Origin of the sequence: Citrobacter sp. TBCP-5362, from assembly GCF_005406305.1 — a bacterium.
Lineage (GTDB): Bacteria > Pseudomonadota > Gammaproteobacteria > Enterobacterales > Enterobacteriaceae > Citrobacter_B > Citrobacter_B koseri.
Window position 1 is genome coordinate 1316571 of the sequence record NZ_CP040234.1, and the last position, 24529, is coordinate 1341099.

The following is a 24529-nucleotide window of genomic DNA, read 5'->3' on the forward strand; positions in this document are numbered from 1 at the left end:
TAATGGAGTGTAAGGCTTCATCGTAGTTTCGCTGGAGACGAGAGTAGCGCATAAGACGCACCGCTTATGCGCTGCAACAGACTGAAAAGGAGAACATTGAAATGGGTAAACTCACGGGCAAAACGGCATTGATTACCGGCGCGTCACAGGGCATTGGCGAGGGGATCGCCAGAGTGTTTGCTCGCCACGGCGCGAATTTAATTTTGCTGGATATCTCCGATGAGGCGGAAAAACTGGCGGATGAGCTGGGCGGACGCGGTCATCGTTGTACCGCCATCAAAGCGGATGTCAGGGATTTTGCATCGGTCGCGGCGGCAGTGGCGCGCGCGAAAAAGATAGAAGGTAAAATTGATATTCTGGTCAACAATGCGGGTGTTTGCCGGTTGGGCAACTTCCTCGACATGAGCGAAGAAGATCGCGATTTCCATATCGATATTAATATCAAAGGCGTCTGGAACGTCACAAAAGCCGTTCTGCCGGAAATGGTTGAACGCAAAGATGGGCGTATCGTCATGATGTCCTCCGTGACCGGGGATATGGTGGCCGATCCAGGCGAAACGGCTTATGCCCTGTCTAAAGCGGCGATTATCGGACTCACCAAGTCCCTGGCCGTGGAGTATGCGCAGTCCGGCGTTCGTGTGAACGCAATCTGTCCGGGTTATGTCCGCACGCCGATGGCGGAAAATATTGCCCGTCAGTCTAATCCTGACGATCCTGAATCGGTACTCACCGAAATGGCGAAAGCGATCCCGATGCGCCGTCTGGCCTGTCCGCTCGAAGTGGGTGAACTGGCGGCCTTCCTGGCGTCGGATGAGTCCAGCTATTTGACCGGGACGCAAAACGTGATTGATGGCGGCAGCACGCTGCCTGAAAGCGTGAGCGTGGGCGTCTGATTGACGCCGCTTTCCTCCTCACCGCATGTGGGGAGGGATTCTCTTATTCCCTTTTCGACTTTCAAATCATCAAACGGTATATAAAACCGTTACTCCTTTCGTACCCGTTATAAATATTATGACCATAAGAAAGTCATCAAATTTATAAGGGTGCGCAATGGCTGTTAACTTACTGAAAAAAAGATACCTGGCGCTGAGCGCGATGCTGTTGTTGGCCACGCAGGCGCAGGCAACAGAGCTGCTGAACAGCTCATACGACGTTTCTCGCGAACTGTTTGCCGCCCTTAATCCGCCGTTTGAACAGCAGTGGGCGAAAGATAACGGCGGCGATAAGCTGACTATCAAGCAGTCTCACGCTGGTTCGTCAAAACAAGCGCTGGCGATCCTGCAAGGGCTGAAAGCTGACGTAGTGACCTATAACCAGGTCACGGATGTGCAGATCCTGCATGACAAAGGCAAGCTGATCCCTGCCGACTGGCAAAGCCGTTTGCCGAATAACAGCTCACCGTTCTATTCCACGATGGGATTCCTGGTGCGCAAAGGGAATCCGAAAAATATCCATGACTGGAATGACCTTGTGCGTTCCGATGTAAAACTGATTTTTCCGAACCCGAAAACCTCAGGCAACGCCCGTTACACGTATCTGGCTGCATGGGGCGCGGCGGATAAAGCTGACGGTGGCGACAAAGCCAAAACCGAGCAGTTTATGACCCAGTTCCTGAAGAACGTCGAAGTGTTTGACACCGGCGGTCGCGGCGCGACCACCACCTTTGCGGAACGCGGCCTGGGCGATGTGCTGATTAGCTTTGAATCGGAAGTGAATAACATCCGTAAACAGTATGAAGCACAGGGATTTGAAGTCGTTATCCCGAAAACCAATATTCTGGCCGAATTCCCGGTGGCATGGGTGGATAAAAACGTACAGGCCAACGGTACTGAAAAAGCGGCGAAGGCTTACCTGAACTGGCTCTATAGCCCGCAGGCGCAGACCATCATCACTGACTTCTACTACCGCGTGAATAACCCGGAAGTGATGGACAAACTGAAAGATAAATTCCCACAGACCGAACTGTTCCGCGTGGAAGACCAGTTTGGCTCCTGGCCGGAAGTGATGAAAACCCACTTCGGCAGCGGCGGCGAGCTGGACAAACTGTTGGCGGCGGGGCGTAAGTAATGTTCGCAGTATCGACAAGACGTGTGCTGCCCGGCTTTACCTTAAGCCTCGGAACCAGCCTGTTGTTCGTCTGCCTGATATTGCTGCTTCCGTTGAGCGCGCTGGTGATGCAGCTGGCGCAAATGAGCTGGGCGCAATACTGGGAGGTTATCACCAACCCGCAGGTGGTAGCGGCCTACAAGGTCACGCTGTTGTCGGCGTTTGTGGCATCGATCTTCAACGGCGTATTTGGCCTGCTGATGGCGTGGATCTTAACCCGCTATCGCTTTCCGGGACGTACGCTGCTGGATGCGCTGATGGATCTGCCGTTTGCCCTGCCGACGGCGGTGGCGGGTCTGACGCTGGCGTCATTGTTTTCCGTGAACGGTTTTTACGGCGAATGGTTGGCGAAGTTTGATATCAAAGTGACTTACACCTGGCTTGGCATCGCGGTAGCGATGGCTTTTACCAGCATCCCGTTTGTGGTGCGCACGGTGCAGCCGGTACTGGAAGAGTTAGGCCCGGAATATGAAGAAGCGGCGGAAACGCTCGGTGCAACGCGCCTGCAAAGTTTCCGTAAAGTGGTGTTGCCGGAGCTGTCTCCTGCGCTGGTGGCGGGTATTGCGCTCTCGTTTACCCGAAGCCTCGGCGAGTTCGGCGCGGTGATTTTTATTGCCGGGAACATCGCGTGGAAAACCGAAGTGACCTCGCTGATGATTTTTGTTCGTTTGCAGGAGTTTGACTATCCGGCAGCCAGCGCGATTGCGTCGGTGATCCTCGCGGCGTCGCTGTTGCTGCTGTTCTCGATTAACACCCTGCAAAGTCGCTTTGGTCGACGTGTGGTAGGTCACTAATGGCGGAAGTTACCCAATTGAAGCGTTATGACGCCCCCCGCATTAACTGGGGAAAATGGTTTCTGATTGGCACCGGGATGCTGGTTTCGGCGTTTATTTTGCTGGTGCCGATGATTTATATCTTCGTACAGGCCTTCAGCAAAGGGCTGATGCCGGTCTTACAGAACCTGGCCGACCCGGACATGCTGCACGCGATCTGGCTGACGGTGTTGATTGCGCTGATTGCCGTACCGGTAAACCTGGTGTTTGGCGTACTGCTGGCGTGGCTGGTAACGCGCTTTAATTTTCCCGGTCGCCAGCTGCTGCTGACGCTGCTGGATATTCCGTTTGCCGTCTCGCCGGTGGTGGCCGGTCTGGTCTACCTGCTGTTTTACGGCTCGAACGGCCCGTTGGGCGACTGGCTGGATGAACACAACCTGCAAATTATGTTCGCCTGGCCGGGAATGGTGCTGGTCACTATTTTCGTCACCTGTCCGTTTGTGGTGCGTGAACTGGTGCCGGTTATGCTGAGTCAGGGCAGTCAGGAAGATGAAGCGGCGATTCTGCTTGGCGCTTCCGGCTGGCAAATGTTCCGTCGCGTTACGTTGCCTAATATTCGCTGGGCGCTGCTGTACGGCGTGGTGCTGACCAACGCGCGCGCCATTGGCGAGTTCGGCGCGGTGTCGGTGGTTTCCGGCTCGATTCGCGGCGAAACCCTGTCGCTGCCGTTACAGATTGAATTACTGGAGCAGGACTACAACACCGTCGGCTCCTTTACCGCCGCCGCGCTGCTGACGCTGATGGCGATTATTACCCTGTTTTTGAAGAGTATGTTGCAATGGCGCCTGGAAAATCAGGAAAAACGCGCGCAACAGGAGGAAAATCATGAGCATTGAGATTGCCAATATTAAGAAGTCTTTTGGTCGCACCCAGGTGCTGAACGATATCTCGCTGGATATTCCTTCAGGTCAGATGGTTGCCTTGCTGGGGCCGTCCGGTTCCGGTAAAACCACGCTGCTGCGTATTATTGCCGGGCTGGAGCATCAGACCAGCGGGCACATTCGTTTTCACGGTACAGACGTAAGCCGTCTGCACGCGCGCGATCGTAAAGTCGGCTTTGTTTTTCAGCACTATGCGCTGTTTCGTCATATGACGGTGTTCGACAATATCGCCTTTGGCCTGACGGTTCTGCCGCGTCGCGAACGTCCGAATGCGGCGGCCATTAAAGCGAAAGTGACGAAACTGCTGGAAATGGTGCAACTGGCCCATCTGGCGGAGCGTTTTCCGGCACAGCTTTCCGGCGGGCAGAAACAGCGCGTGGCGCTGGCGCGCGCGTTAGCGGTTGAGCCGCAGATCCTGCTGCTGGATGAACCGTTTGGCGCGCTTGATGCGCAGGTGCGTAAAGAGCTGCGCCGCTGGCTGCGTCAGCTGCATGAAGAGTTGAAATTCACCAGCGTGTTTGTCACCCACGATCAGGAAGAGGCTACGGAAGTGGCGGATCGCGTGGTGGTGATGAGCCAGGGCAACATTGAACAGGCCGATGCGCCGGATCAGGTGTGGCGTGAACCCGCCACCCGCTTTGTGCTGGAGTTTATGGGCGAAGTGAACCGTTTGCAGGGGACTGTTCGCGGCGGTCAGTTCCACGTTGGCGCGCATCGCTGGCCGCTGGGGTATACGCCAGCGTACCAGGGAGCGGTCGATCTGTTCCTGCGTCCGTGGGAGGTGGATGTCAGCCGCCGCACCAGTCTGGATTCCCCGCTGCCGGTACAGGTGCTGGAGGCCAGTCCGAAAGGTCACTACACCCAATTAGTCGTGCAGCCTCTGGGGTGGTATAACGAACCGCTGACGGTGGTGATGCAGGGGGATAATCCCCCACAGCGCGGCGAGCGGCTGTTTGTCGGGCTGCAAAATGCGCGGTTGTACAACGGCAACCAGCGCATTGAGACGCGCGAAGAGGAGCTTGCTCTGGCAGAATCGGCCTGATAGGTTAATATCACGTAGTTTTGCCGGGTGGCGCTGCGCTGACCCGGCCTACAATATGATCTGCGTCGGCCCGGTAAGCGAAGCGCCACCGGGCTTTTTACTGGACAGAGAAGTGAACACATTAGAACAAACAATTGGCAATACGCCTCTGGTGAAATTGCAGCGGATGGCGCCGGATAACGGCAGTGAAATTTGGGTCAAGCTGGAAGGCAATAACCCTGCCGGGTCAGTGAAAGACCGGGCGGCGCTGTCGATGATCGTCCAGGCGGAAAAACGCGGGGAAATTAAGCCCGGCGATGTGCTGATTGAAGCGACCAGCGGCAATACCGGTATTGCGCTGGCGATGATTGCCGCACTGAAAGGCTATCGCATGAAACTGCTGATGCCGGACAACATGAGCCAGGAGCGCCGCGCGGCGATGCGCGCCTATGGCGCGGATCTGATTCTGGTGTCTAAAGAGCAAGGGATGGAAGGCGCGCGCGATTTGGCGCTGGAAATGGCCGAACGCGGCGAAGGTAAGCTGCTCGACCAGTTTAACAATCCCGACAACCCTTACGCGCACTACACCACGACCGGGCCGGAAATCTGGCAGCAAACCTCAGGTCGCATCACCCACTTTGTCTCCAGTATGGGAACAACCGGTACGATTACCGGTGTGTCGCGCTTCCTGCGTGAACAGGAAAAACCGGTAACGATTGTTGGCCTGCAACCGGAAGAGGGCAGCAGCATTCCGGGGATTCGTCGCTGGCCCGCAGAATATATGCCGGGTATTTTTAATGCTCAGCTTGTGGATCAGGTGCTGGATATTCACCAGAGCGAGGCGGAAAACACCATGCGCGAACTGGCGGTACGCGAAGGTATTTTCTGCGGCGTGAGTTCCGGCGGCGCGGTTGCCGGTGCGTTACGCGTCGCCCGTGCGACGCCGGGGGCCGTGGTGGTGGCGATCATCTGCGATCGCGGCGATCGCTATCTTTCTACCGGCGTCTTTGGCGAAGAACACTTCAGCCAGGGGGCAGGGATTTAGCCTGTAGGCCTGATAAGCGTAGCGCCATCCGGCAACCGTAAAGTACGATCGCCGGATGACGACGCAAAGCGTCTCATCCGGCCTGCAACGTCAAGCGTTACGTTTCTCCACCAGCAGGTCGAGGAAGCGCCACAGTTTCTCGTTCATCTCCTGATAATTCCACTCGCGCATTTCGGCGTTCGAGCGAATAAAGCGCTTCCCTTTTGCCGCAGCCAGTTCCTGTTCTGAATGCTGGATCAGCCCTTCTACCGCCTCGGCGGTAAACTCCATATGGCACTGAAAACCGTAAACGGCGTTACCGTATTGCACGATCTGGCGCGGACATCCTTCGCTTGTCGCGAGAACGACCGACTGATCGGTTAACCCTGGCATATCGTTGTGCCAGTGCCCGACCACAAGCGGAGAGCCGAAATGAGCGAGCAGCGGATTCTGTTTCCCGGCTTCCGTTAGCGTAATCGGGTAGTGGCCGATCTCCTTTTCCGGGCTCTGGCGTACTTTTGCGCCCAGCGCCTCACCAATCAACTGGGAACCAAGACAGATGCCGATCACAATACGACGCGCAGAGATCGCCTGATTAATAAGCCGCTGCTCCGCTAAAGAGTCAAAATACGGGCACTCTTCGAGCGTAGTACGCGGTGACTGCGGGCCGCCAAACACCACCAGCATATCGAAACCATCCGCATTGGCGGGAACAGGTTCACCGACATACACGCGGGACCAGGAGAGGGGATAACCGCGATCCTCAGCCCATTGCAGATAGGCTCCGGCAGATTCGAAAGACTCATGAACGACAAAATGAACTCGCACTTTTTCTCTCCTGTTAACGTTTTAACGCCTGATGAATATCAGCCGCCAGTTTGTTGATATCGCCGTCGCCCAGCGTCGACAGCGTAATGCGCAGACCGTGGGCGGGCGCGTTGACGCCAAATGCTTCGCCTTCCCGTACCAGCCAGCCCGCTTTCGCCAGCATAAACGCGATGCTCTGGCTGTGGCTTTTCAACGGCAACCACGCATTCAGCCCATCGCCGGGGGCGTGTGTAAGACCGGTTCGCTGGAGCGCGCAGGCCAGCTTCTGCTGCTGCGAAGCATAAAATTGCCGGGTCTGCGCCAGCGTTCGCTGATAGTTTTTGTCACTCAGACAGGCATGCACTAAATCTTGCAACAGATGGCTGACCCACTGACTGCCGGAATTAAGGCGCAGGCGCAGTCTGGCTGAGGTGGCGGGATCGCTGGCGACAATGGCAAGACGCAGATCCGGCCCCAGCGTCTTTGACATCGAGCGAACCACTGACCAGTGTAGCGTCTCCGGGGCGATCACCGGGTGCCAGGGAGATGAAGAGAGCAGGGCAAAGTGGTCGTCGATAATAACCAGCGCTTGCGGGTATTTCGCCACAATGTTCTGTAGCGCGGCGGCGCGGGAGGCGCTCAAACTGCACCCCGTAGGATTGTGGGCGCGCGGGGTTAAAATGACGGCGCGGGCGCCATTTTTCAGCGCCTGTTCCAGCATCTCAGGCTGCATACCTTCGCTATCGACGCCGACGGGGATGGCGGAAAACCCGGCGTAGCGCAGCATACTGATGCTGCTTAAAAAGCAGGGATCTTCCACCGCCACGCTGTCACCCGGCAGCAAATGGGCGCACAGCAGACGCTCGATGGCGTCAATCGCCCCACTGGTGATATCAATCTCGCCTTCGCCAGGTATGGCATCCTGCATCCACTGCTTCGCCCACGCTTGAAGGGCGGGAGAAACGGCCGCATCGCCGTAAAGACGCGGTGACTTATTTATTGTCGAAAAATAACTGCTGAGATCGGGCAGCCGTTGGGGATCGGGATTGCCGCCGGAAAGATCGGTCAGCGGCGTATCGGGACTGCTTCCTTCCAGCGCGAGCGGAGAAGGCGCACCTTTAATGACCGTACCGTTACGTCCCTGGCTCAGGGCCAGGCCGGATGTCACCAGCCGTTTGTAAGCCGCCGCGACAGTATTGCGGTTCACGCTTAATTCCGATGCCAGTTCCCGCACCGGTGGCAGCGTTTCCCCTGGCGCCAGTGCGCCGGTGGTGACATGCTGACGAATACTGTCAAAGATTTCGCTGGCGGTTTTTCCGTCGATCATTATTGACCTATGACAAAATTAATTTTAGCATATGACGATAATAGTGAGGCGTTAGCCCGCTGTCCAGTGAGAGGAGAGGTAAATGGGGCAGGATAGTGAAATACAGTCAGTGCTCTTCGACGATAAGCATCGGGCTTTACAGACCGACATTGTCGCCGTTCAGTCACAGGTGGTGTACGGCAGCGTAGGCAACAGTATTGCCGTACCGGCGATTAAAGCGCAGGGCTTGCGGGTGACGGCGGTGCCCACGGTGCTGTTCAGCAATACGCCGCATTATGAAACGTTTTACGGCGGCATTATTCCTGCCGACTGGTTCAGCGGTTATCTCCAGGCCTTAAATGAACGGGATGCGCTGCGTGAGCTTAAAGCGGTCACGACAGGCTATATGGGCAGTGCGGAACAAATCGTTCTGCTGGCGAAATGGCTGGAAACGGTGCGGATCGCGCATCCTGAAGTATGTATTCTGGTCGATCCGGTGATTGGTGACACGGACAGCGGAATGTATGTGAAAGCGGAAATCCCGCAGGCGTATCGTCATTATCTGCTGCCGTTGGCGCAGGGGCTGACGCCGAATGTGTTTGAGCTGGAGATGCTCAGCGGCAAACCGTGCGGCACGCTGGATGAAGCGGTTGCGGCGGCGAAATCGCTGCTCTCCGACACGCTGAAGTGGATTGTGATCACCAGTGCGCCAGGCCAGACGGCGGATACCATCAATGTGGCGGTGGTGACGAACGGCGGCGTGGATGTGATTGAACACCCGCGTGTGGAAACCGATTTAAAAGGGACGGGCGATCTGTTCTGCGCCGAACTGGTGAGCGGTATTGTGCAGGGGAAAGCGCTGACGGCGGCGACGCGACATGCCGCAGAGCGTGTGCTGGAGGTGATGACCTGGACGCAGCGCTGCGGGTGTGATGAGTTGATTCTGCCACCGGCAGGGGAGGCGCGATGAAGAGCTATCGGCTGGTGGTTCGCCAGCAGGGGCGTGTGGTTGGTCACTTTGAAACGAGCGGGCTTGATGCGCTGGAGGATATCTGCGTGGCGCGCGCGATGTTCGGCATTGCGGGCGGCTATCAGTGCGAATTGCTGGTGTCGGACTCGGAGAAGCGGATGCTGGAAAGCGGGCCGGAAGGGATGAAGATCCTGATGCGCGAGAAGTGCTATCGTCCGGTCACCTCGCTGTTGTGAGTGCGTAACTATGCCGGATGGCGGCGAAAAACGCCTTATCCGGCCTACGATCTTTTATTGTAGGCCTGATAAGCGAAGCGCCATCAGGCGCGGTTTTACCGTAACCAGGATAAAAAAATGGCGCCAGTCGGCGCCATTTTTCCCTGCGGCAAGAATTACTTCTTGATGCGGATAACCGGGGTTTCACCCACAGTCACGCTACCGGACAGTTTGATCAGTTCTTTGATTTCGTCCATGTTGGAGATAACAACCGGAGTCAGGGTAGACTTGGCTTTTTCTTCCAGCAGCGGCAGATCGAACTCAATTACCGGATCGCCAACTTTAACGCGTTGACCTTCTTCAGCAATACGCTTGAAGCCTTCGCCTTTCAGTTCAACGGTGTCGATACCGAAGTGAACGAACAGCTCAATGCCGCTATCCGATTCGATAGAGAACGCATGGTTGGTTTCAAAGATTTTGCCGATGGTGCCGTCTACTGGCGCGACCATTTTGTTACCGGTTGGTTTGATAGCAATGCCATCGCCAACGATTTTCTCGGCAAAAACTACATCCGGCACGTCTTCGATGTTGACGATCTCGCCAGAGAGCGGAGCAACAATCTCAATAGTTCCGGTGTCTTTCTTATCATCAGAAACCAGAGATTTTAGTTTATCGAACAAACCCATGATCTTCTCCTAAGCAGTAAATTGGGCCGCATCTCGTGGATTAGCAGATTGTTTTTTCTTCAATGAACTTGTTAACCAGCGTCATTAACTCGTCCGTTGTCGGTTGAGCAAGAGCCTGCTCTGCTAACACCTTCGCATCTTCGAAGTTCGTGTTACGGATAATCTTCTTAATGCGCGGGATAGAAATGGCGCTCATAGAGAATTCGTCCAGACCCATCCCCAGCAACAGAAGTGTAGCACGTTCGTCGCCTGCAAGCTCACCACACATGCCAGTCCATTTACCTTCAGCATGAGAAGCATCAATAACTTGCTTGATCAAGTTCAGCACGGACGGTGACATTGGCTGGTAAAGATGTGAAATCATATCATTACCACGGTCAACTGCCAGGGTGTACTGCGTTAAATCATTGGTGCCGATACTAAAGAAATCAACTTCTTTGGCTAAATGACGAGCAATGGTTGCCGCTGCCGGTGTTTCCACCATCACGCCAATCTCAATGCTTTCATCAAATGCTTTACCTTCGTCGCGCAGTTCCTGTTTGTAGATTTCAATCTCTTTGCGCAGCGCGCGAACTTCTTCAACAGAGATGATCATCGGGAACATGATGCGCAGTTTACCGAACGCAGAAGCGCGCAGAATGGCGCGAACCTGGTCACGCAGGATCTCTTTGCGATCCATAGCGATACGTACCGCACGCCAGCCCAGGAACGGGTTCTCTTCTTTCGGGAAGTTCATGTACGGCAGTTCTTTGTCGCCGCCGATATCCATAGTACGGACGATAACCGCCTGAGAGCCGCAGGCTTCAGCGACGGCTTTGTACGCCGCAAACTGTTCTTCTTCAGTCGGCAGCGCGTCACGGTCCATGAACAGGAATTCAGTACGATACAGACCAACGCCTTCCGCGCCATTGCGCTCTGCGCCTTCAACGTCACGAACGGTACCGATGTTGGCGCAAACTTCTACCTGATGACCGTCCAGCGTGATAGCCGGCAGATCTTTCAGCTTAGCGAGTTCCGCTTTCTCGGTTGCAACCTGCTCCTGAACGGCGCGCAGTTTTTCAATTTCTTCGTTGGTTGGATTGACGTAAACCTGATTGTTTACGGCATCCAGAATCAGATAGTCGTCGTTTTTCACCTGAGAGGTGACGTTACCGGTGCCCACGATGGCCGGCAGTTCCAGAGAACGCGCCATGATAGAGGTGTGGGAGGTACGTCCACCTGCGTCAGTGATGAAACCCAGCACCTTTTGCAGGTTCAGCTGTGCGGTTTCTGATGGGGTCAGGTCAGCGGCAACCAGGATGACTTCGTCCTTGATTGCGCTCAGGTCGATGATTGCCAGACCCAGGATGTTGCGCAGCAGGCGCTTACCAATGTCACGCACGTCAGCCGCGCGTTCTTTCAGGTATTCATCATCCAGTTCTTCCAGGGCAGTGGCCTGACCTTCGATAACTTCATGCGCAGCTGCGTCAGCCGTCATGTTCTTATCTTTAATCAGGGCTATGATTTCCTGCTCCAGCTCCTCATCTTCGAGCAGCATGATATGCCCTTCAAAGATGGCTTCTTTTTCTTCACCGAACGTTTCACCAGCTTTCGTTTTGATCGCTTCCAGTTGCGCAGATGCCTTGGCACGACCGCTCAGAAAACGTTCAACTTCCTGATCAACCTTGTCGGCAGAAATTTTTTTCCGGTCAATGACGATTTCGTCTTCTTTCAGCAGCAGTGCTTTGCCGAAAGCGATACCCGGGGATGCTAAAATGCCTGAAATCATAACCCTACCTTACTTGTGACTGATTTTTAAAAGAACCCGGGAACTTACTCGAGTTCCGCCATCAGTTTGACCAGATGCTCTACCGCTTTTTGCTCGTCTTCGCCTTCAGCAGCGATGGTGACAACGGTGCCCTGAGTCAGGCCCAGAGTCTGTAGTTTGAACAGGCTTTTTGCGCTGGCGCTTTTGCCGTTGGAAGTCACAGTAATCTCAGAAGTGAAGCCTTTCGCTTCTTTAACAAACTGAGCAGCAGGGCGGGTGTGCAGACCGTTCGGAGCGGTAATGGTAACTTCTTGCTGGAACATTGTATTTCCCCAACTTATAGGTTTAGTGTTGTGGAACTAAAGTCTAGCCTGGCGGTTTGACTTTAGCCTGTATTGTTAGCGTCGGCGTAAACGGGACGCGACACACCAGGTGTTATGCGCAATCCGTTGCTGGCAACTGCTGGCCGCTGACGTTTCGCTCGTCATTAAACATTATGCCGTGAAAGGAAGACTTGAACCAAATCATTAAATCGATTCAGCTAGCGCTTTTCCTGTAACGATTAATTTCGGGCATCAAAATAATTAGTCTGGTTAAATACCAGACCCGGCAGGGTGAATCAATGCCAGGAGGGTTGAAAATTTGAAGCAGGCCACAAAAAAGCACCCAAAAGGGTGCTTTTTTACGCGTTTTTAACATGCTGGCATTACTGTTGCAGTTCTTTTTCAGTAAAGAGATCGGCAAACAAAGCAGTGCTCAGATAACGCTCACCCGATGACGGTAGGATAACCACAATATTCTTATTGGTAAAGGTTTCATCTTCCTGGAGCTTAAGTGCTGCCGCAACGGCCGCGCCGGAAGAGATCCCCGCCAGAATACCTTCTTCTTCCATCAGGCGACGAGCGGTGGAAATGGCTTCTTCATTTGTGATGCCGACAACTTTATCAATCAGTTTCAGATCGAGGTTGCCCGGAATGAAGCCCGCGCCAATGCCCTGAATTTTGTGCGGGCCGGGCTTCAGTTCTTCACCAGCCAGCGCCTGTGCGATAACCGGAGAGTCGGTCGGTTCTACTGCTACGGTAATGAGGTCCGTTTTGCCTTTGGTGCCTTTGATGTAGCGGGTGACGCCTGTCAGCGTACCGCCGGTGCCAACGCCGGAGATAAAGACATCGACCTGACCATCGGTATCTTCCCAGATTTCCGGGCCGGTGGTTTTTTCGTGAATTTCCGGGTTAGCCGGGTTGCTGAACTGCTGAAGCAGCAGGTATTTTTCTGGATCGCTGGCGACAATCTCTTCCGCTTTCTGGATAGCGCCTTTCATGCCTTTCGCGCCTTCGGTCAGTACGAGGTTCGCCCCCAGCGCTTTGAGCAGTTTGCGACGCTCAACGCTCATGGTGTCCGGCATGGTCAGCGTCAGCTTGTAGCCACGCGCGGCAGCAACATAAGCCAGCGCGATACCGGTGTTGCCGCTGGTCGGTTCCACCAGTTCGACGCCCGGTTTCAGCACGCCGCGTTTTTCGGCATCCCAAATCATATTGGCACCGATACGGCATTTAACGCTGAAGCTCGGGTTACGTGATTCCACCTTCGCCAGAATGCGTCCGTTACCGATACGGTTCAGTCGAACCAGCGGCGTATGACCGATAGTCAGCGAGTTATCTTCAAAAATCTTACTCATGGCCTGTCCTTAACTGTATGAAATTGGGATACATGGGCTAGCATACCTGCTCAGAGAATATGCGGAAGTAAGGATTTAGCATATCTATATTCGGAAGGGAAATAATGGTTACCTGGATGGAATAAGGAGCGGCATAAGCCCCTCCTTTTTTATACAACTATTTTACAGGTTTATGAGCGTGCCGTGATTCATTTCCATAATGCATGTCTGGAACGGTAGCAATCAACCCACATCGCCGTTGCGCCACACACGGCGACGGGCATGATCACCAGGTTAAGCACCGGGATCATGGTGAACAAACTGGTTAACGCGCCGAACTGCATATTGGCGACTTTCTGCGTGCGCAGGGCGGTGCGCATCTCTTTGAACGGGACTTTGTGGTTGTCGAAGGGATAGTCGCAATACTGAATCGCCAGCATCCACGCGCTGAACAGGAACCACAGCACCGGGGCGACGGTTTGCCCGACTCCTGGAATAAAATAGAGAATTAACAGCACAATGGCGCGCGGCAGATACCAGATGAACTTTTGCCATTCGCGTTTCATAATGCGCGGCACATCTTTCATAATACCCAGTACGCCGGTATCTGGCGGCGTTGCGCCGGTCAGGCGCGCCTCAAGCTGTTCCGCCAGCAGCCCATTGAAAGGGGCGGCGATCCAGTTGGCAATGGTTGAAAAGAAATAGCCGAAGACCAGTAAAACCGAGATGACCGCAATGGGCCACAGCAGATAGCTTAACCACTGCAACCAGTCGGGAACGTGGCTCATCAGCGAAGGGATCCAGACGTCCAGTTGCGTAAACAGCCACCAGAATGCGCCGCCCATCAGCAAAATGTTTACCAGTAACGGCAAAATAACAAAGCGACGGATCCCCGGTTGTGTGACCAGTTTCCACCCCTGTGAGAAATAGTAAAAGCCGCTGCGAGGTGCTGTTGCGGATGATGACACCATAATCAGGACATGCTCCTTTAATAAAGCCCCGGGTAAACTTTGCGTATCTTACCGGGTTGTGACGCGTTCGCCAGTTAAGAAATGTTCGAAAAAACAGCAAAAAGCACGATTTCGTTCATCTTTATGCTGTGAAAGCCAAGAGCGCACTTGCACTTGACGTAATCGGCAAATACTCTTAGTGAGTAAATGTTTGCCGTGGTGGCAAGGTGTTAGAACAACAGAGAATATAATGATGCAGGATTTGCGTCTGATATTAATCATTGTTGGCGCGATCGCCATAATCGCTTTACTGGTACATGGTTTCTGGACCAGCCGTAAAGAACGATCTTCTATGTTCCGCGATCGTCCACTGAAACGCATGAAGTCAAAACGTGACGACGATTCTTACGACGGTGACGTCGAAGAAGAGGAAGGCGTGGGTGAAGTTCGTGTTCACCGCGTGAATCATGCCCCCGGCAACGTTCAGGAGCATGATGCGCCTCGTCAGTCGCCGCAACACCAATACCAGCCGCCTTATGCGTCTGCGCAGCCTCGTCAACCGGCTCAGCAGCCGCCTGAAGCGCCAGCGCAGCCGCAGCAACGGCCGCAGTATGGGCAGCCGTCGCAACCGCAACCGGCACAACAACCGGCACAGCCTGTGCAGCAGCCAGTACAGCAACAGCCGGTAGCGCCGCAGGTTCAGTCTGCGCCGCAACAGCCTGTCCAGCCAGCGCCACAGCAACCTGCGCCTCAGCCTGCTCCGCAGACTTTCCAGCCAGCGGAACCTGTCGCAGAGCCTGCGCCAGCGCCTGAACCAGTAGTGGAAGAAGCGCCCGTCGCGGAAAAACCGCAGCGTAAAGAAGCGGTCATTATTATGAACGTCGCCGCTCATCATGGCAGCGAGCTTAGCGGCGAAGTGCTGCTGAACAGCATCCAGCAAGCGGGCTTCAAATTTGGCGATATGAATATTTTCCATCGCCACCTGAGCCCGGATGGCAGCGGCCCTGCGCTGTTTAGCCTGGCCAACATGGTGAACCCAGGAACGTTTGATCCTGAAATGACCGGTGATTTCTCCACGCCGGGGGTCACTATCTTTATGCAGGTGCCTTCTTACGGCGACGAACTGCAAAACTTTAAGCTGATGCTCCAGTCTGCGCAGCATATCGCTGATGAAGTCGGCGGCGTGGTGCTTGATGACCAGCGCCGGATGATGACGCCGCAGAAACTGCGTGAATATCAGGATCGCATTCGCGAAGTGAAAGAATCCAACGCCTGAGAAACCCAGGCGTGATCCCCCCTTTCTGAACCCCCGCCTGTCGGGGGTTTTTTATCATTGATGGTGCGATATGGAATCAATCGAACAACAACTGACAGAACTGCGAACCACGCTTCGCCATCATGAGTATCTTTACCATGTGATGGATGCGCCGGAGATCCCGGACGCTGAGTATGACCGTCTGATGCGCGAACTTCGTGAGCTGGAAGCGCAGCATCCAGATTTAATTACGCCGGACTCCCCGAGCCAACGCGTCGGAGCGGCGCCGCTGGCGGCGTTCAGCCAGATTCGCCACGAAGTGCCCATGTTGTCGCTGGACAACGTGTTTGATGAAGAGAGTTTTCTGGCGTTTAACAAGCGCGTGCAGGATCGGCTAAAAAACAGCGATAAACTGACCTGGTGCTGCGAGCTGAAGCTGGACGGTCTGGCCGTCAGCATCCTGTATGAAAACGGCGTGCTGATCAGCGCGGCAACGCGTGGCGATGGAACGACCGGCGAGGACATCACCTCCAATGTGCGTACCATTCGCGCTATTCCGCTGAAGTTGCGTGGCGATAACATTCCGGCGCGTCTGGAGGTTCGTGGCGAAGTTTTCCTGCCGCAGGCCGGGTTTGAAAAAATTAATGAAGAGGCGCGCCGCACCGGTAATAAAGTATTTGCCAATCCGCGTAACGCTGCGGCGGGGTCGTTGCGCCAGCTTGATCCGCGTATTACAGCGAAGCGACCGCTCACTTTCTTTTGCTACGGCGTCGGCATTCTGGAAGGTGGCGAACTGCCCGATACGCATCTGGGGCGCTTGCTGCAATTCAAAGCCTGGGGGCTTCCGGTAAGCGATCGGGTGACGTTGTGCGACTCTCCCGAAGCGGTGCTGGACTTCTATCACAAAGTGGAAGAAGACCGCCCGACGCTGGGTTTTGACATTGACGGCGTGGTGATTAAAGTCAACTCGATGGCGTTGCAGGAACAGCTTGGATTCGTCGCCCGCGCGCCGCGCTGGGCGGTGGCCTTTAAGTTCCCGGCGCAGGAGCAAATGACGTTTGTACGCGATGTAGAGTTCCAGGTGGGGCGGACTGGCGCGATCACGCCCGTCGCCCGTCTCGAACCGGTGCATGTTGCGGGTGTGCTGGTCAGCAACGCCACCTTGCACAACGCGGATGAAATTGAGCGTCTTGGCCTGCGCATTGGCGACAAAGTGGTGATTCGCCGCGCGGGGGATGTGATCCCGCAGGTGGTGAACGTGGTGCTTTCCGAACGCCCGGAAGAGACGCGCCCGGTCGAGTTCCCGACGCATTGCCCGGTGTGCGGTTCTGATGTCGAGCGCGTGGAAGGCGAAGCGGTCGCTCGCTGTACCGGCGGCCTGATCTGCGGCGCGCAGCGCAAAGAGTCGCTCAAGCACTTTGTTTCCCGCCGGGCAATGGACGTTGACGGCATGGGCGATAAAATTATCGACCAGCTTGTCGAGAAAGAATATGTCCACACCCCGGCAGATCTGTTCCGTCTGACGGCAGGCAAACTGACGGGTCTGGATCGTATGGGGCCGAAATCGGCGCAGAATGTGGTGAATGCGCTGGAGAAAGCGAAAGAGACCACCTTCGCGCGATTCCTCTATGCGCTCGGTATCCGCGAAGTGGGCGAAGCCACGGCGGCAGGGCTGGCGGCGTACTTCGGTACGTTAGAGGCGCTGGAAGCGGCCTCTATCGACGAACTGCAAAAAGTGCCGGATGTCGGCATTGTGGTCGCTACGCACGTCTTTAACTTCTTTGCTGAAGAGAGTAACCGGGACGTGATCGGGCAGTTACTGGCGGAAGGCATTCACTGGCCTGCGCCGATCGTGGTTAACGCCGACGAAATCGACAGCCCGTTTGCCGGTAAAACGATCGTCCTGACGGGCAGCCTCAGCCTGATGTCGCGAGATGATGCGAAAGCGCGCCTCGTGGCGCTGGGGGCGAAAGTGGCGGGCAGCGTATCGAAAAAAACCGATCTGGTGATTGCGGGCGAAGCGGCGGGATCTAAGCTGGCGAAAGCGCAGGAACTGGGGATTGACGTGATCGACGAAGCAGAGATGCTCCGCTTACTGGGTGTCTGACATGGAAAAAGAGCAGCTGATTGAGATAGCCAACACGGTGATGCCGTTCGGCAAGTACAAAGGGCGTCGGCTCATTGATGTGCCGGAGGAGTATTTGCTGTGGTTTGCCCGTAAGGATGAATTTCCGGCGGGAAGACTGGGCGAGCTGATGCAAATCACGCTGCTGATTAAAACCGAGGGGCTGACGCAGCTGGTGCAGCCCCTGAAACGACCTCTTTAAGCCTTCGCGGCGCGGCCTTCTTGCTGCGCCTGCAACTTATCGGTCTGGCGTTTGTAGCGACGCGCCAGCATCGCGCAGACCATCAACTGGATCTGATGGAAGATCATCAACGGCAGCACCATCATCCCAATCACTGAGGTGGGAAACAGGATATTGGCCATCGGGATGCCGTTCGCCAGACTCTTTTTCGACCCGCAGAAGACAATGGTTATCTCATCCGCTTTGTTGAATCCGAACCTGCGGGCGGCAAACACGTTAACGCCAATGACAATCGCCAGCAGCACAAGGCTGACGACGACAATAAACAACAACGAGCCCCATCCCACTTTGTGCCAGATACCGTTAACGACGGCTTCGCTGAATGCGGAATAGACGACCAGCAGAATGGAGGTCTGGTCCGTTTTCGCAATCCACTTTTTATGACGCGCGACCCAGTTGCCAATCCACGGACGCGACAGGTGCCCCAGTACAAACGGAAGTAACAGTTGCAGCATGATCTTGCCGACCTGTTCCAGGCTGCCTTCCGCTCCGTGGATATTCATCACCAGGCCGACGAGCAGCGGCGAAAGAAAAATCCCCAGTAGGCTGGAGGCCGATGCCGAACAGACGGCCGCAGCGACGTTTCCTCCCGCCAGAGAGGTAAAGGCGATGGCAGACTGTACGGTCGCGGGCAAAATACACAGGTACAGGAAACCGGTATACAGCATGGGATCGACATTGACGGGCGCCCACCAGGCAAATAACACCCCGAGAACCGGAAACAGGATGAAGGTGCTGCACATTACCCACAGGTGCAGCCGCCAGTGGCTGCCGCCCGCGATAATGGCTTCGCGTGAGAGTTTTGCGCCATGCATAAAAAACAGCAGCGCAATCGCGGCGGTGGTTAAGCCTTCAAAAAACGGAACGAAATCCCCTTTGGCCGGAAAAAAGGAGGCCAGCAAAACGACGGTGATAAGCGTCAGCGTGAACGGATCAAGAATACGAAAAAGTTTCATAAAAACTCCTGAAAGTCGATGCAGGTATTTTGCTTTTTTCCGTTTGAGAAATAAAATTGATTTATTGCATCTATATATGAATTTAACAGATGAATTATTCTCTGCGTCAACTTCGTATCTTTGTCACCGTCGCTCAGGCTAAAAGCTTTAGTCGGGCAGGGGACGCCATTGGTCTGAGTCAGTCTGCGGTGAGCCACAGCGTAAAAGAGCTGGAACGGCAGACGGGAGTTAAGCTGTTGGATCGCACCACGCGAGAAGTGACGCTGACGGAAGCGGGTCAGCAGCTGGCGGGGCGCCTAGAGCGTGTTCTCGATGAACTGCACAGTACTCTGCGGGAAGCCGGAAGAGTGGGGACGCAGTTAACCGGCACCGTGCGTGTGGCGGCCAGCCAGACGATTTCCGCGCATCTTATCCCGCAGTGCATCGCGCAGAGTAACCAGCTGTACCCGGAAATTGATTTTGTACTGCACGATCGTCCCCAGCAGTGGGTGCTGGAGAGCATTCGTCAGGGTGATGTGGATTTTGGCATTGTCATCGATCCCGGGGCTGTTTCGGATTTGCAATGTGAAGCCGTGCTGTCGGAACCCTTTTTGCTGTTGTGTCGCCAGGATAGTCCGTTAGCGCAGCGGGAGTGGGTTAACTGGCAGGATCTTAAACATGAGCGGTTGGTATTGCAGGATTACGCCTCCGGCAGCCGCCCGTTGATTGACGCGGCTTTCGCGCATTTTGCCATTGATGCCACGATCGTGCAGGAGATTGGGCATCCCGCAACGCTGTTTCCGATGGTGGAGGCGGGGATTGGCATCAGCGTGTTGCCCGCGCTGGCGTTGCCGCTGCCTCAGGGAAGTCATTTGCAGGTGAAACGGCTGACGCCCGTCGTCGAAAGGCAGTTGATGCTGGCGAGACGCAAGAACCGGTCGCTCTCTACGGCGGCTCAGGCGCTGTGGGACGTCGTGCGCATGCAGGCCAGTGAACTTACCGCTGGCCGTGCACGCGATCCGTTGTATCAGATATAAACATCAATTTGGTGATCGTCGGAAGGCGCGTTGACACCTTCGGCCCTGAGTTGTTTCTGCTCCTGCTTCTGCTGCGTTTCTTCTGCCTGCTGGCGCTGTAATTGCGCCAGCTGCGCCTGCAACATTTTAATTTGCGTCTGTATCAGTTCCTGCTGCTTTTGTTTCTCTTCTGTGCTGCCACTGCCGTCAGCAACCTCTTTGAGCTGCTGTGTAAGCTTTGTAATTTGCTGCGTGATGCGTGAGATTTGCGCAGACAGATCGTTACCGGTAGCGGCTTTGCTGCCCGTGCTGCCGCTCTGAACGGCGGAGACTGAAGTGTTGATCGTCGTCATTACCCTTTCCTCTTGCCTTAAAACATTAATATCGGCAGAGGTGAACAGACCTTCAGCAGTCCCTGCCATTTCTGGTGGGCAAATCAGGCAAAGTCTGACCATTTTATTTTACGTATCAATATACATTTTATATCGATCGTCCGGGAAAACGGTATTGGTAATCGGTTGGTTACTCTCGTTATAACAACGACGTACCCAACGTATTTATCGATTATTCCGTTTTTAAGGACCTCTTATGACCCACACCCTTTTTTCGCAGAATCCCTGGTACAGCGCTGACATCATTCGCGCGCACAAGCCTGATTTTACCCCGCGTGTTGCTTTCATTCTTGGCTCCGGTCTGGGAGCGCTGGCGGAGCAAATTGAAGACGCGGTGGCGATTTCTTATGCGCGTTTGCCTGGTTTTCCGGTCAGTACCGTTCACGGGCATGCGGGGGAACTGGTGCTGGGGAATCTGGCTGGAGTCCCGGTGGCATGTATGAAAGGCCGTGGGCACTTTTACGAAGGTCGCGGCATGACGATCATGACTGACGCGATCCGTACCCTGAAACTGCTGGGCTGTGAACTGCTGTTTTGCACTAACGCCGCTGGCTCCCTACGCCCGGAAGTCGGGCCAGGCAGTCTGGTCGCGTTGAGCGATCATATCAATACGATGCCGGGCACGCCGATGGTGGGAATGAACGACGAACGTTTTGGCGATCGCTTCTTCTCGCTGGCCAATGCCTACGATGCGGATTACCGCGCCATTCTCCAGCGCGTTGCAGGGGAAGAGGGTTTCACGCTTCACGAAGGGGTGTTTGTCTCTTATCCGGGGCCGAACTTTGAGACGGCGGCGGAAATTCGCATGATGCAGATCATCGGTGGCGACGTGGTGGGAATGTCGGTCGTCCCGGAGGTGATTAGCGCGCGTCATTGCGGACTAAAGGTGGTGGCCGTATCCGCGATCACCAATCTGGCGGAAGGGCTGGGTGATGTGAAACTGTCCCATGCGCAAACGCTGGCGGCAGCTGAGCTTTCCCGGCAGAACTTCATCAATCTGATTTGCGGCTTCTTACGCCAACTGGCTTAAAACACAAAATAATAATGGCCCTGCTTGCAGGGCCGTACTTTACGGCAAGGAACGAAAAAAAATGGGTATTACGTCCCGCTTAAAAGTCATGTCGTTTTTACAATATTTTATCTGGGGAAGCTGGCTGGTGACCCTGGGTTCTTACATGATTAACACCTTACATTTTACTGGCGCTAACGTTGGAATGATTTACAGCTCAAAAGGGCTGGCGGCGATTATTATGCCGGGCATTATGGGGATCGTCGCCGATAAATGGCTGCGTGCCGAGCGTGCATATATGCTCTGCCATCTGGTGTGCGCCGGCGCGTTGTTGTATGCCACGACCGTGACCGACCCGGATGCGATGTTCTGGATAATGTTAATTAATGCAATGGCCTATATGCCGACTATTGCCTTATCCAACAGCGTTTCTTACGCCTGCCTGGCGCAGTCCGGCCAGGACCCGGTTACTGCATTCCCGCCCGTTCGCGTCTTTGGCACCGTGGGCTTTATTATCGCTATGTGGACGGTCAGCCTGATGGGGCTGGAGCTAAGCAGCGCGCAGCTGTACATTGCCGCTGGCGCTTCGCTGTTACTGGCGCTGTATGCCTTTACGCTACCGAAAATTCCGGTGGCGAAGAAGAATACGTCCGCCACGCTTGCCAGCAAACTGGGGCTGGATGCGTTTGTCTTATTCAAAAATCCGCGAATGGCGATTTTCTTTTTGTTTGCGATGATGTTAGGGGCTGTGCTGCAAATTACGAATGTTTTCGGTAATCCCTTCCTGCACGATTTTGCCCGCAATCCGGCGTTTGCTGACAGCGTTGTGGTGAAATATCCCTCCATCCTGCTGTCTGTTTCCCAAATGGCTGAGGTGGGTTTCATTCTGACTATCCCGTTCTTTCTGAAACGCTTTGGCATTAAAACCGTGATGCTGATGAGTATGCTGGCATGGACGCTGCGCTTTGGCTTTTTTGCGTTTGGCGATCCATCCCCGTTTGGCGTTGTGCTGCTGCTGATGTCGATGATTGTTTACGGTTGCGCTTTCGACTTTTTCAATATTTCAGGATCGGTATTTGTTGAGCAGGAAGTCAGTTCGACGATCCGCGCCAGTGCGCAGGGGCTGTTTATGACTATGGTCAATGGCGTAGGCGCCTGGGTCGGGTCAATTTTGAGTGGTATCGCCGTGGACTACTTCTCGGTGGACGGCGTGAAAGACTGGCAGACCATCTGGCTGGTATTCGCCGCTTATGCGCTGGCGCTGGCAGTGATTTTTGCGCTGTTTTTCAAATATAAACATGAGCCAGAAAAATGGCTGGCGAAACCACTGGCGCACTAACGGCTGAAACGGCGGAGTGCCTGCCGCCGTTTCAACGTCCCTGAGACAAATGTGCTAACGTTGCGCATTATTCCTTATCTGTGGAGCGCAATAATCATGGAACGCGTACATCGTATAGATCTTAAATTATTGCGCTATTTTCTCGCTGTTGCTGAGGAGCTGCATTTTGGCCGGGCGGCGGCGCGTCTGAATATGTCTCAGCCTCCTCTGAGTCTTCATGTCAAAGAGCTGGAAAATCAGCTCGGCACGCCGTTGTTTGTTCGCCATTCCCGCAGCGTGGCGTTAACGCATGCGGGGAAAATTCTCATGGAAGAGTCGCGGCGTTTGTTGTTCAGCGCGAATCAGGCATTTGCGCGCGTGGAACAGATCGGACGCGGTGAGGCAGGGCGCATTGAACTGGGCGTTGTGGGCACGGCGATGTGGGGGAAAATGCGTCCTGTGATGCGCCGTTTTTTGAAAGAGAACCCCAATGTCGAGGTGTTATTTCGCGAAAAAATGCCTGCGATGCAGATGGCGTTACTGGAGCGACGTGAGCTGGATGCTGGCATCTGGCGGATGGCGATCGAACCGACGGAGGGATTTACCAGCCTGCGCTTACATGAATCCGCATTTCTGGTGGCGATGCCGGAAGATCACCCTCTGGCTTGCTGCCCGGCGATCCCTCTTGATGCGTTACGCAACGAATATTTCGTTACCATGCCTTCGATTCATACCGACTGGGCATTTTTGCAACGTGTTTGTCAGAAGGCCGGATTTACGCCGATGATAGTGCGTGAAGTTATGGAGCCGCAAACGGTGCTGGCGATGATCAGCATGGGGATTGGCATTACGTTAATCGCGGACAGTTATGCGCAGATGAACTGGCCGGGCGTGGTGTTCCGCCCTCTGGAAGAACGTATTCCGGCAGATTTGTATATTGTTTACGAGCCGCAGCAGGCAACACCGGCATTAACGAAGTTGATTGATGCGCTGATTCGTTGAACATTGCCGGATGGCGGCGCAAGCGCCTTATCCGGCCTACAAGACCCGTAGGCCTGATAAGCGAAGCGTCATCAGGCATATAAATATCGCGCATAGCAAAAAGGCGCCTTTAGGGCGCCTTTTTACATTGGTGGGTCGTGCAGGATGACTCGCTTCGCTCGCCCTTCGGGCCGTCGCCGCTAGCGGCTCCGTTGTCTCACTACGTTCGACCCGAACCTGCTACAGGTTCGAATCATAAATATTGCGCATAGCAAAAAGGCACCTTTAGGGTGCCTTTTTACATTGGTGGGTCGTGCAGGATGACTCGCTTCACTCGCCCTTCGGGCCGTCGCCGCTAGCGGCTCCGTTGTCTCACTACGTTCGACCCGAACCTGCTACAGGTTCGAATCATAAATATCGCGCATAGCAAAAAGGCACCTTTAGGGTGCCTTTTTACATTGGTGGGTCGTGCAGGATGACTCGCTTCGCTCGCCCTTCGGGCCGTCGCCGCTAGCGGCTCCGTTGTCTCACTACGTTCGACCCGAACCTGCTACAGGTTCGAATCATAAATATTGCGCATAGCAAAAAGGCACCTTTAGGGTGCCTTTTTACATTGGTGGGTCGTGCAGGATTCGAACCTGCGACCAATTGATTAAAAGTCAACTGCTCTACCAACTGAGCTAACGACCCGAAGTGGTGGGTGATGACGGGATCGAACCGCCGACCCCCTCCTTGTAAGGGAGGTGCTCTCCCAGCTGAGCTAATCACCCACTTCGGTACTTCATTTTACTGCAAGAAATTCAGCTGGCGAGAAAGTGGTGGGTGATGACGGGATCGAACCGCCGACCCCCTCCTTGTAAGGGAGGTGCTCTCCCAGCTGAGCTAATCACCCACTTCTCAATTTCTTGCTACACGGCGGAGACTACATAAAGTAGTTGGTGGGTGATGACGGGATCGAACCGCCGACCCCCTCCTTGTAAGGGAGGTGCTCTCCCAGCTGAGCTAATCACCCCCGCTGTGTGGAGTCGCATTATAGGGAGAGTTGAAAATGAGT

24 protein-coding genes, 4 tRNA genes and 3 other RNA genes are annotated in these 24529 nt (G+C 54.7%); 15 read left to right on the forward strand and 16 right to left on the reverse strand.

The window, feature by feature from the left end; all coding sequences use genetic code 11:
- The first annotated feature begins 101 nt into the window (after window positions 1-101).
- From ucpA to cysM, 6 genes are all read left to right on the forward strand, one after another.
- Entirely contained in the window at window positions 102-893 is a 792-nt protein-coding gene (gene ucpA / locus FD428_RS06380; RefSeq protein WP_012131356.1) for an SDR family oxidoreductase UcpA, read from the forward strand.
- Window positions 894-1050: 157 nt separating this feature from the next.
- Window positions 1051-2067, forward strand: a complete 1017-nt coding sequence (cysP, locus tag FD428_RS06385; RefSeq protein ID WP_049009733.1) for a thiosulfate/sulfate ABC transporter substrate-binding protein CysP — start codon at window positions 1051-1053, stop codon at window positions 2065-2067.
- On the forward strand, window positions 2067-2900 hold the full coding sequence (gene cysT, locus FD428_RS06390) for a sulfate/thiosulfate ABC transporter permease CysT (RefSeq protein WP_012131358.1): 834 nt from the start codon (window positions 2067-2069) through the stop codon (window positions 2898-2900). The genes cysP and cysT overlap by 1 nt, the downstream gene beginning before the upstream one ends.
- Entirely contained in the window at window positions 2900-3775 is an 876-nt protein-coding gene (gene cysW / locus FD428_RS06395; RefSeq protein ID WP_012131359.1) for a sulfate/thiosulfate ABC transporter permease CysW, read from the forward strand. The genes cysT and cysW overlap by 1 nt, the downstream gene beginning before the upstream one ends.
- Window positions 3765-4862, forward strand: a complete 1098-nt coding sequence (cysA, locus tag FD428_RS06400; RefSeq protein ID WP_071258012.1) for a sulfate/thiosulfate ABC transporter ATP-binding protein CysA — start codon at window positions 3765-3767, stop codon at window positions 4860-4862. Before cysW ends, cysA begins: the two co-directional genes overlap by 11 nt.
- Before the next feature lie 112 nt (window positions 4863-4974).
- Window positions 4975-5886, forward strand: coding sequence for a cysteine synthase CysM (cysM, locus tag FD428_RS06405; protein WP_024130134.1), 912 nt, complete (start codon window positions 4975-4977; stop codon window positions 5884-5886).
- A gap of 90 nt (window positions 5887-5976) precedes the next feature.
- Here the strand turns inward: cysM and FD428_RS06410 are convergent, their stop codons facing one another.
- Window positions 5977-6693, reverse strand: coding sequence for a type 1 glutamine amidotransferase (locus FD428_RS06410; RefSeq protein ID WP_114848621.1), 717 nt, complete (start codon window positions 6691-6693; stop codon window positions 5977-5979).
- 13 nt (window positions 6694-6706) lie between these two features.
- A complete protein-coding gene (gene ptsJ, locus FD428_RS06415) occupies window positions 6707-7999 on the reverse strand; it encodes a transcriptional regulator PtsJ (RefSeq protein ID WP_114848622.1) in 1293 nt (430 codons plus the stop codon).
- 82 nt (window positions 8000-8081) lie between these two features.
- Between ptsJ and pdxK the strand changes: the two genes are divergently transcribed.
- Entirely contained in the window at window positions 8082-8948 is an 867-nt protein-coding gene (pdxK, locus tag FD428_RS06420) for a pyridoxine/pyridoxal/pyridoxamine kinase (RefSeq protein WP_012131364.1), read from the forward strand.
- Complete coding sequence (locus FD428_RS06425; protein ID WP_012131365.1) at window positions 8945-9184, forward strand: hypothetical protein; 240 nt, start codon at window positions 8945-8947, stop codon at window positions 9182-9184. Before pdxK ends, FD428_RS06425 begins: the two co-directional genes overlap by 4 nt.
- Window positions 9185-9339: 155 nt before the next feature.
- On the opposite strand, the gene crr is transcribed toward FD428_RS06425, so the two are convergent.
- From crr to cysZ, 5 genes are all read right to left on the reverse strand, one after another.
- Entirely contained in the window at window positions 9340-9849 is a 510-nt protein-coding gene (gene crr, locus FD428_RS06430; protein WP_000522253.1) for a PTS glucose transporter subunit IIA, read from the reverse strand.
- Between the two features lie 40 nt (window positions 9850-9889).
- Window positions 9890-11617: a phosphoenolpyruvate-protein phosphotransferase PtsI gene (gene ptsI / locus FD428_RS06435; RefSeq protein ID WP_047462162.1), complete on the reverse strand. Its 1728-nt coding sequence runs from the start codon at window positions 11615-11617 to the stop codon at window positions 9890-9892.
- Window positions 11618-11661: 44 nt separating this feature from the next.
- Complete coding sequence (ptsH, locus tag FD428_RS06440) at window positions 11662-11919, reverse strand: phosphocarrier protein Hpr (RefSeq protein WP_005971891.1); 258 nt, start codon at window positions 11917-11919, stop codon at window positions 11662-11664.
- 383 nt (window positions 11920-12302) lie between these two features.
- The gene (cysK, locus tag FD428_RS06445) at window positions 12303-13274 is read right to left on the reverse strand and encodes a cysteine synthase A (RefSeq protein WP_047462171.1); all 972 of its coding nucleotides are present in this window, start codon (window positions 13272-13274) and stop codon (window positions 12303-12305) included.
- A 188-nt stretch (window positions 13275-13462) separates the two neighbouring features.
- Window positions 13463-14224, reverse strand: coding sequence for a sulfate transporter CysZ (gene cysZ / locus FD428_RS06450; protein WP_114848623.1), 762 nt, complete (start codon window positions 14222-14224; stop codon window positions 13463-13465).
- 229 nt (window positions 14225-14453) lie between these two features.
- On the opposite strand from cysZ, the gene zipA reads away from it, so the two are divergent.
- From zipA to FD428_RS06465, 3 genes are all read left to right on the forward strand, one after another.
- Window positions 14454-15479 carry a cell division protein ZipA gene (gene zipA / locus FD428_RS06455; RefSeq protein WP_114848624.1) on the forward strand — a complete coding sequence of 342 codons (1026 nt, stop codon included), beginning with the start codon at window positions 14454-14456 and terminating at the stop codon, window positions 15477-15479.
- A gap of 70 nt (window positions 15480-15549) precedes the next feature.
- On the forward strand, window positions 15550-17565 hold the full coding sequence (ligA, locus tag FD428_RS06460) for an NAD-dependent DNA ligase LigA (RefSeq protein WP_058667836.1): 2016 nt from the start codon (window positions 15550-15552) through the stop codon (window positions 17563-17565).
- A gap of 1 nt (window position 17566) precedes the next feature.
- Entirely contained in the window at window positions 17567-17785 is a 219-nt protein-coding gene (locus FD428_RS06465; RefSeq protein WP_012131373.1) for a DUF3820 family protein, read from the forward strand.
- Here the strand turns inward: FD428_RS06465 and FD428_RS06470 are convergent.
- Entirely contained in the window at window positions 17782-18780 is a 999-nt protein-coding gene (locus FD428_RS06470) for a bile acid:sodium symporter family protein (protein WP_012131374.1), read from the reverse strand. The two genes, FD428_RS06465 and FD428_RS06470, sit on opposite strands and share 4 nt — an antisense overlap.
- An 89-nt stretch (window positions 18781-18869) precedes the next feature.
- Between FD428_RS06470 and FD428_RS06475 the strand changes: the two genes are divergently transcribed.
- Window positions 18870-19796: a LysR family transcriptional regulator gene (locus FD428_RS06475; protein WP_071258007.1), complete on the forward strand. Its 927-nt coding sequence runs from the start codon at window positions 18870-18872 to the stop codon at window positions 19794-19796.
- Here the strand turns inward: FD428_RS06475 and FD428_RS06480 are convergent.
- Complete coding sequence (locus FD428_RS06480) at window positions 19787-20128, reverse strand: FlxA-like family protein (RefSeq protein ID WP_024130136.1); 342 nt, start codon at window positions 20126-20128, stop codon at window positions 19787-19789. The genes FD428_RS06475 and FD428_RS06480 overlap by 10 nt on opposite strands.
- 235 nt (window positions 20129-20363) lie before the next feature.
- Here FD428_RS06480 and xapA point away from each other — a divergent pair, with 235 nt between their 5' ends.
- The 3 genes from xapA (at window position 20364) to FD428_RS06495 (ending at window position 23496) form a co-directional block, all read left to right on the forward strand.
- Entirely contained in the window at window positions 20364-21197 is an 834-nt protein-coding gene (gene xapA / locus FD428_RS06485; protein WP_047462182.1) for a xanthosine phosphorylase, read from the forward strand.
- A 61-nt stretch (window positions 21198-21258) separates the two neighbouring features.
- Window positions 21259-22515 carry a nucleoside permease gene (locus tag FD428_RS06490; RefSeq protein ID WP_058667830.1) on the forward strand — a complete coding sequence of 419 codons (1257 nt, stop codon included), beginning with the start codon at window positions 21259-21261 and terminating at the stop codon, window positions 22513-22515.
- A gap of 96 nt (window positions 22516-22611) precedes the next feature.
- Window positions 22612-23496 carry a LysR family transcriptional regulator gene (locus FD428_RS06495; protein ID WP_047462185.1) on the forward strand — a complete coding sequence of 295 codons (885 nt, stop codon included), beginning with the start codon at window positions 22612-22614 and terminating at the stop codon, window positions 23494-23496.
- Window positions 23497-23624: 128 nt separating this feature from the next.
- Here the strand turns inward: FD428_RS06495 and FD428_RS06500 are convergent.
- The 7 genes from FD428_RS06500 to FD428_RS06530 form a co-directional block, all read right to left on the reverse strand.
- Window positions 23625-23757, reverse strand: a non-coding RNA gene (locus FD428_RS06500) — RtT sRNA.
- 22 nt (window positions 23758-23779) lie between these two features.
- Window positions 23780-23905: non-coding RNA, RtT sRNA (locus FD428_RS06505), on the reverse strand.
- Between the two features lie 29 nt (window positions 23906-23934).
- Window positions 23935-24067, reverse strand: a non-coding RNA gene (locus FD428_RS06510) — RtT sRNA.
- A gap of 22 nt (window positions 24068-24089) precedes the next feature.
- Window positions 24090-24165: transfer RNA gene (locus FD428_RS06515), tRNA-Lys, on the reverse strand.
- Window positions 24166-24169: 4 nt separating this feature from the next.
- A tRNA-Val gene (locus FD428_RS06520) sits at window positions 24170-24245 on the reverse strand.
- Between the two features lie 46 nt (window positions 24246-24291).
- Window positions 24292-24367 (reverse strand) — tRNA-Val (locus FD428_RS06525).
- Window positions 24368-24411: 44 nt separating this feature from the next.
- Window positions 24412-24487, reverse strand: a tRNA-Val gene (locus FD428_RS06530).
- Between the last annotated feature and the right edge of the window lie 42 nt (window positions 24488-24529).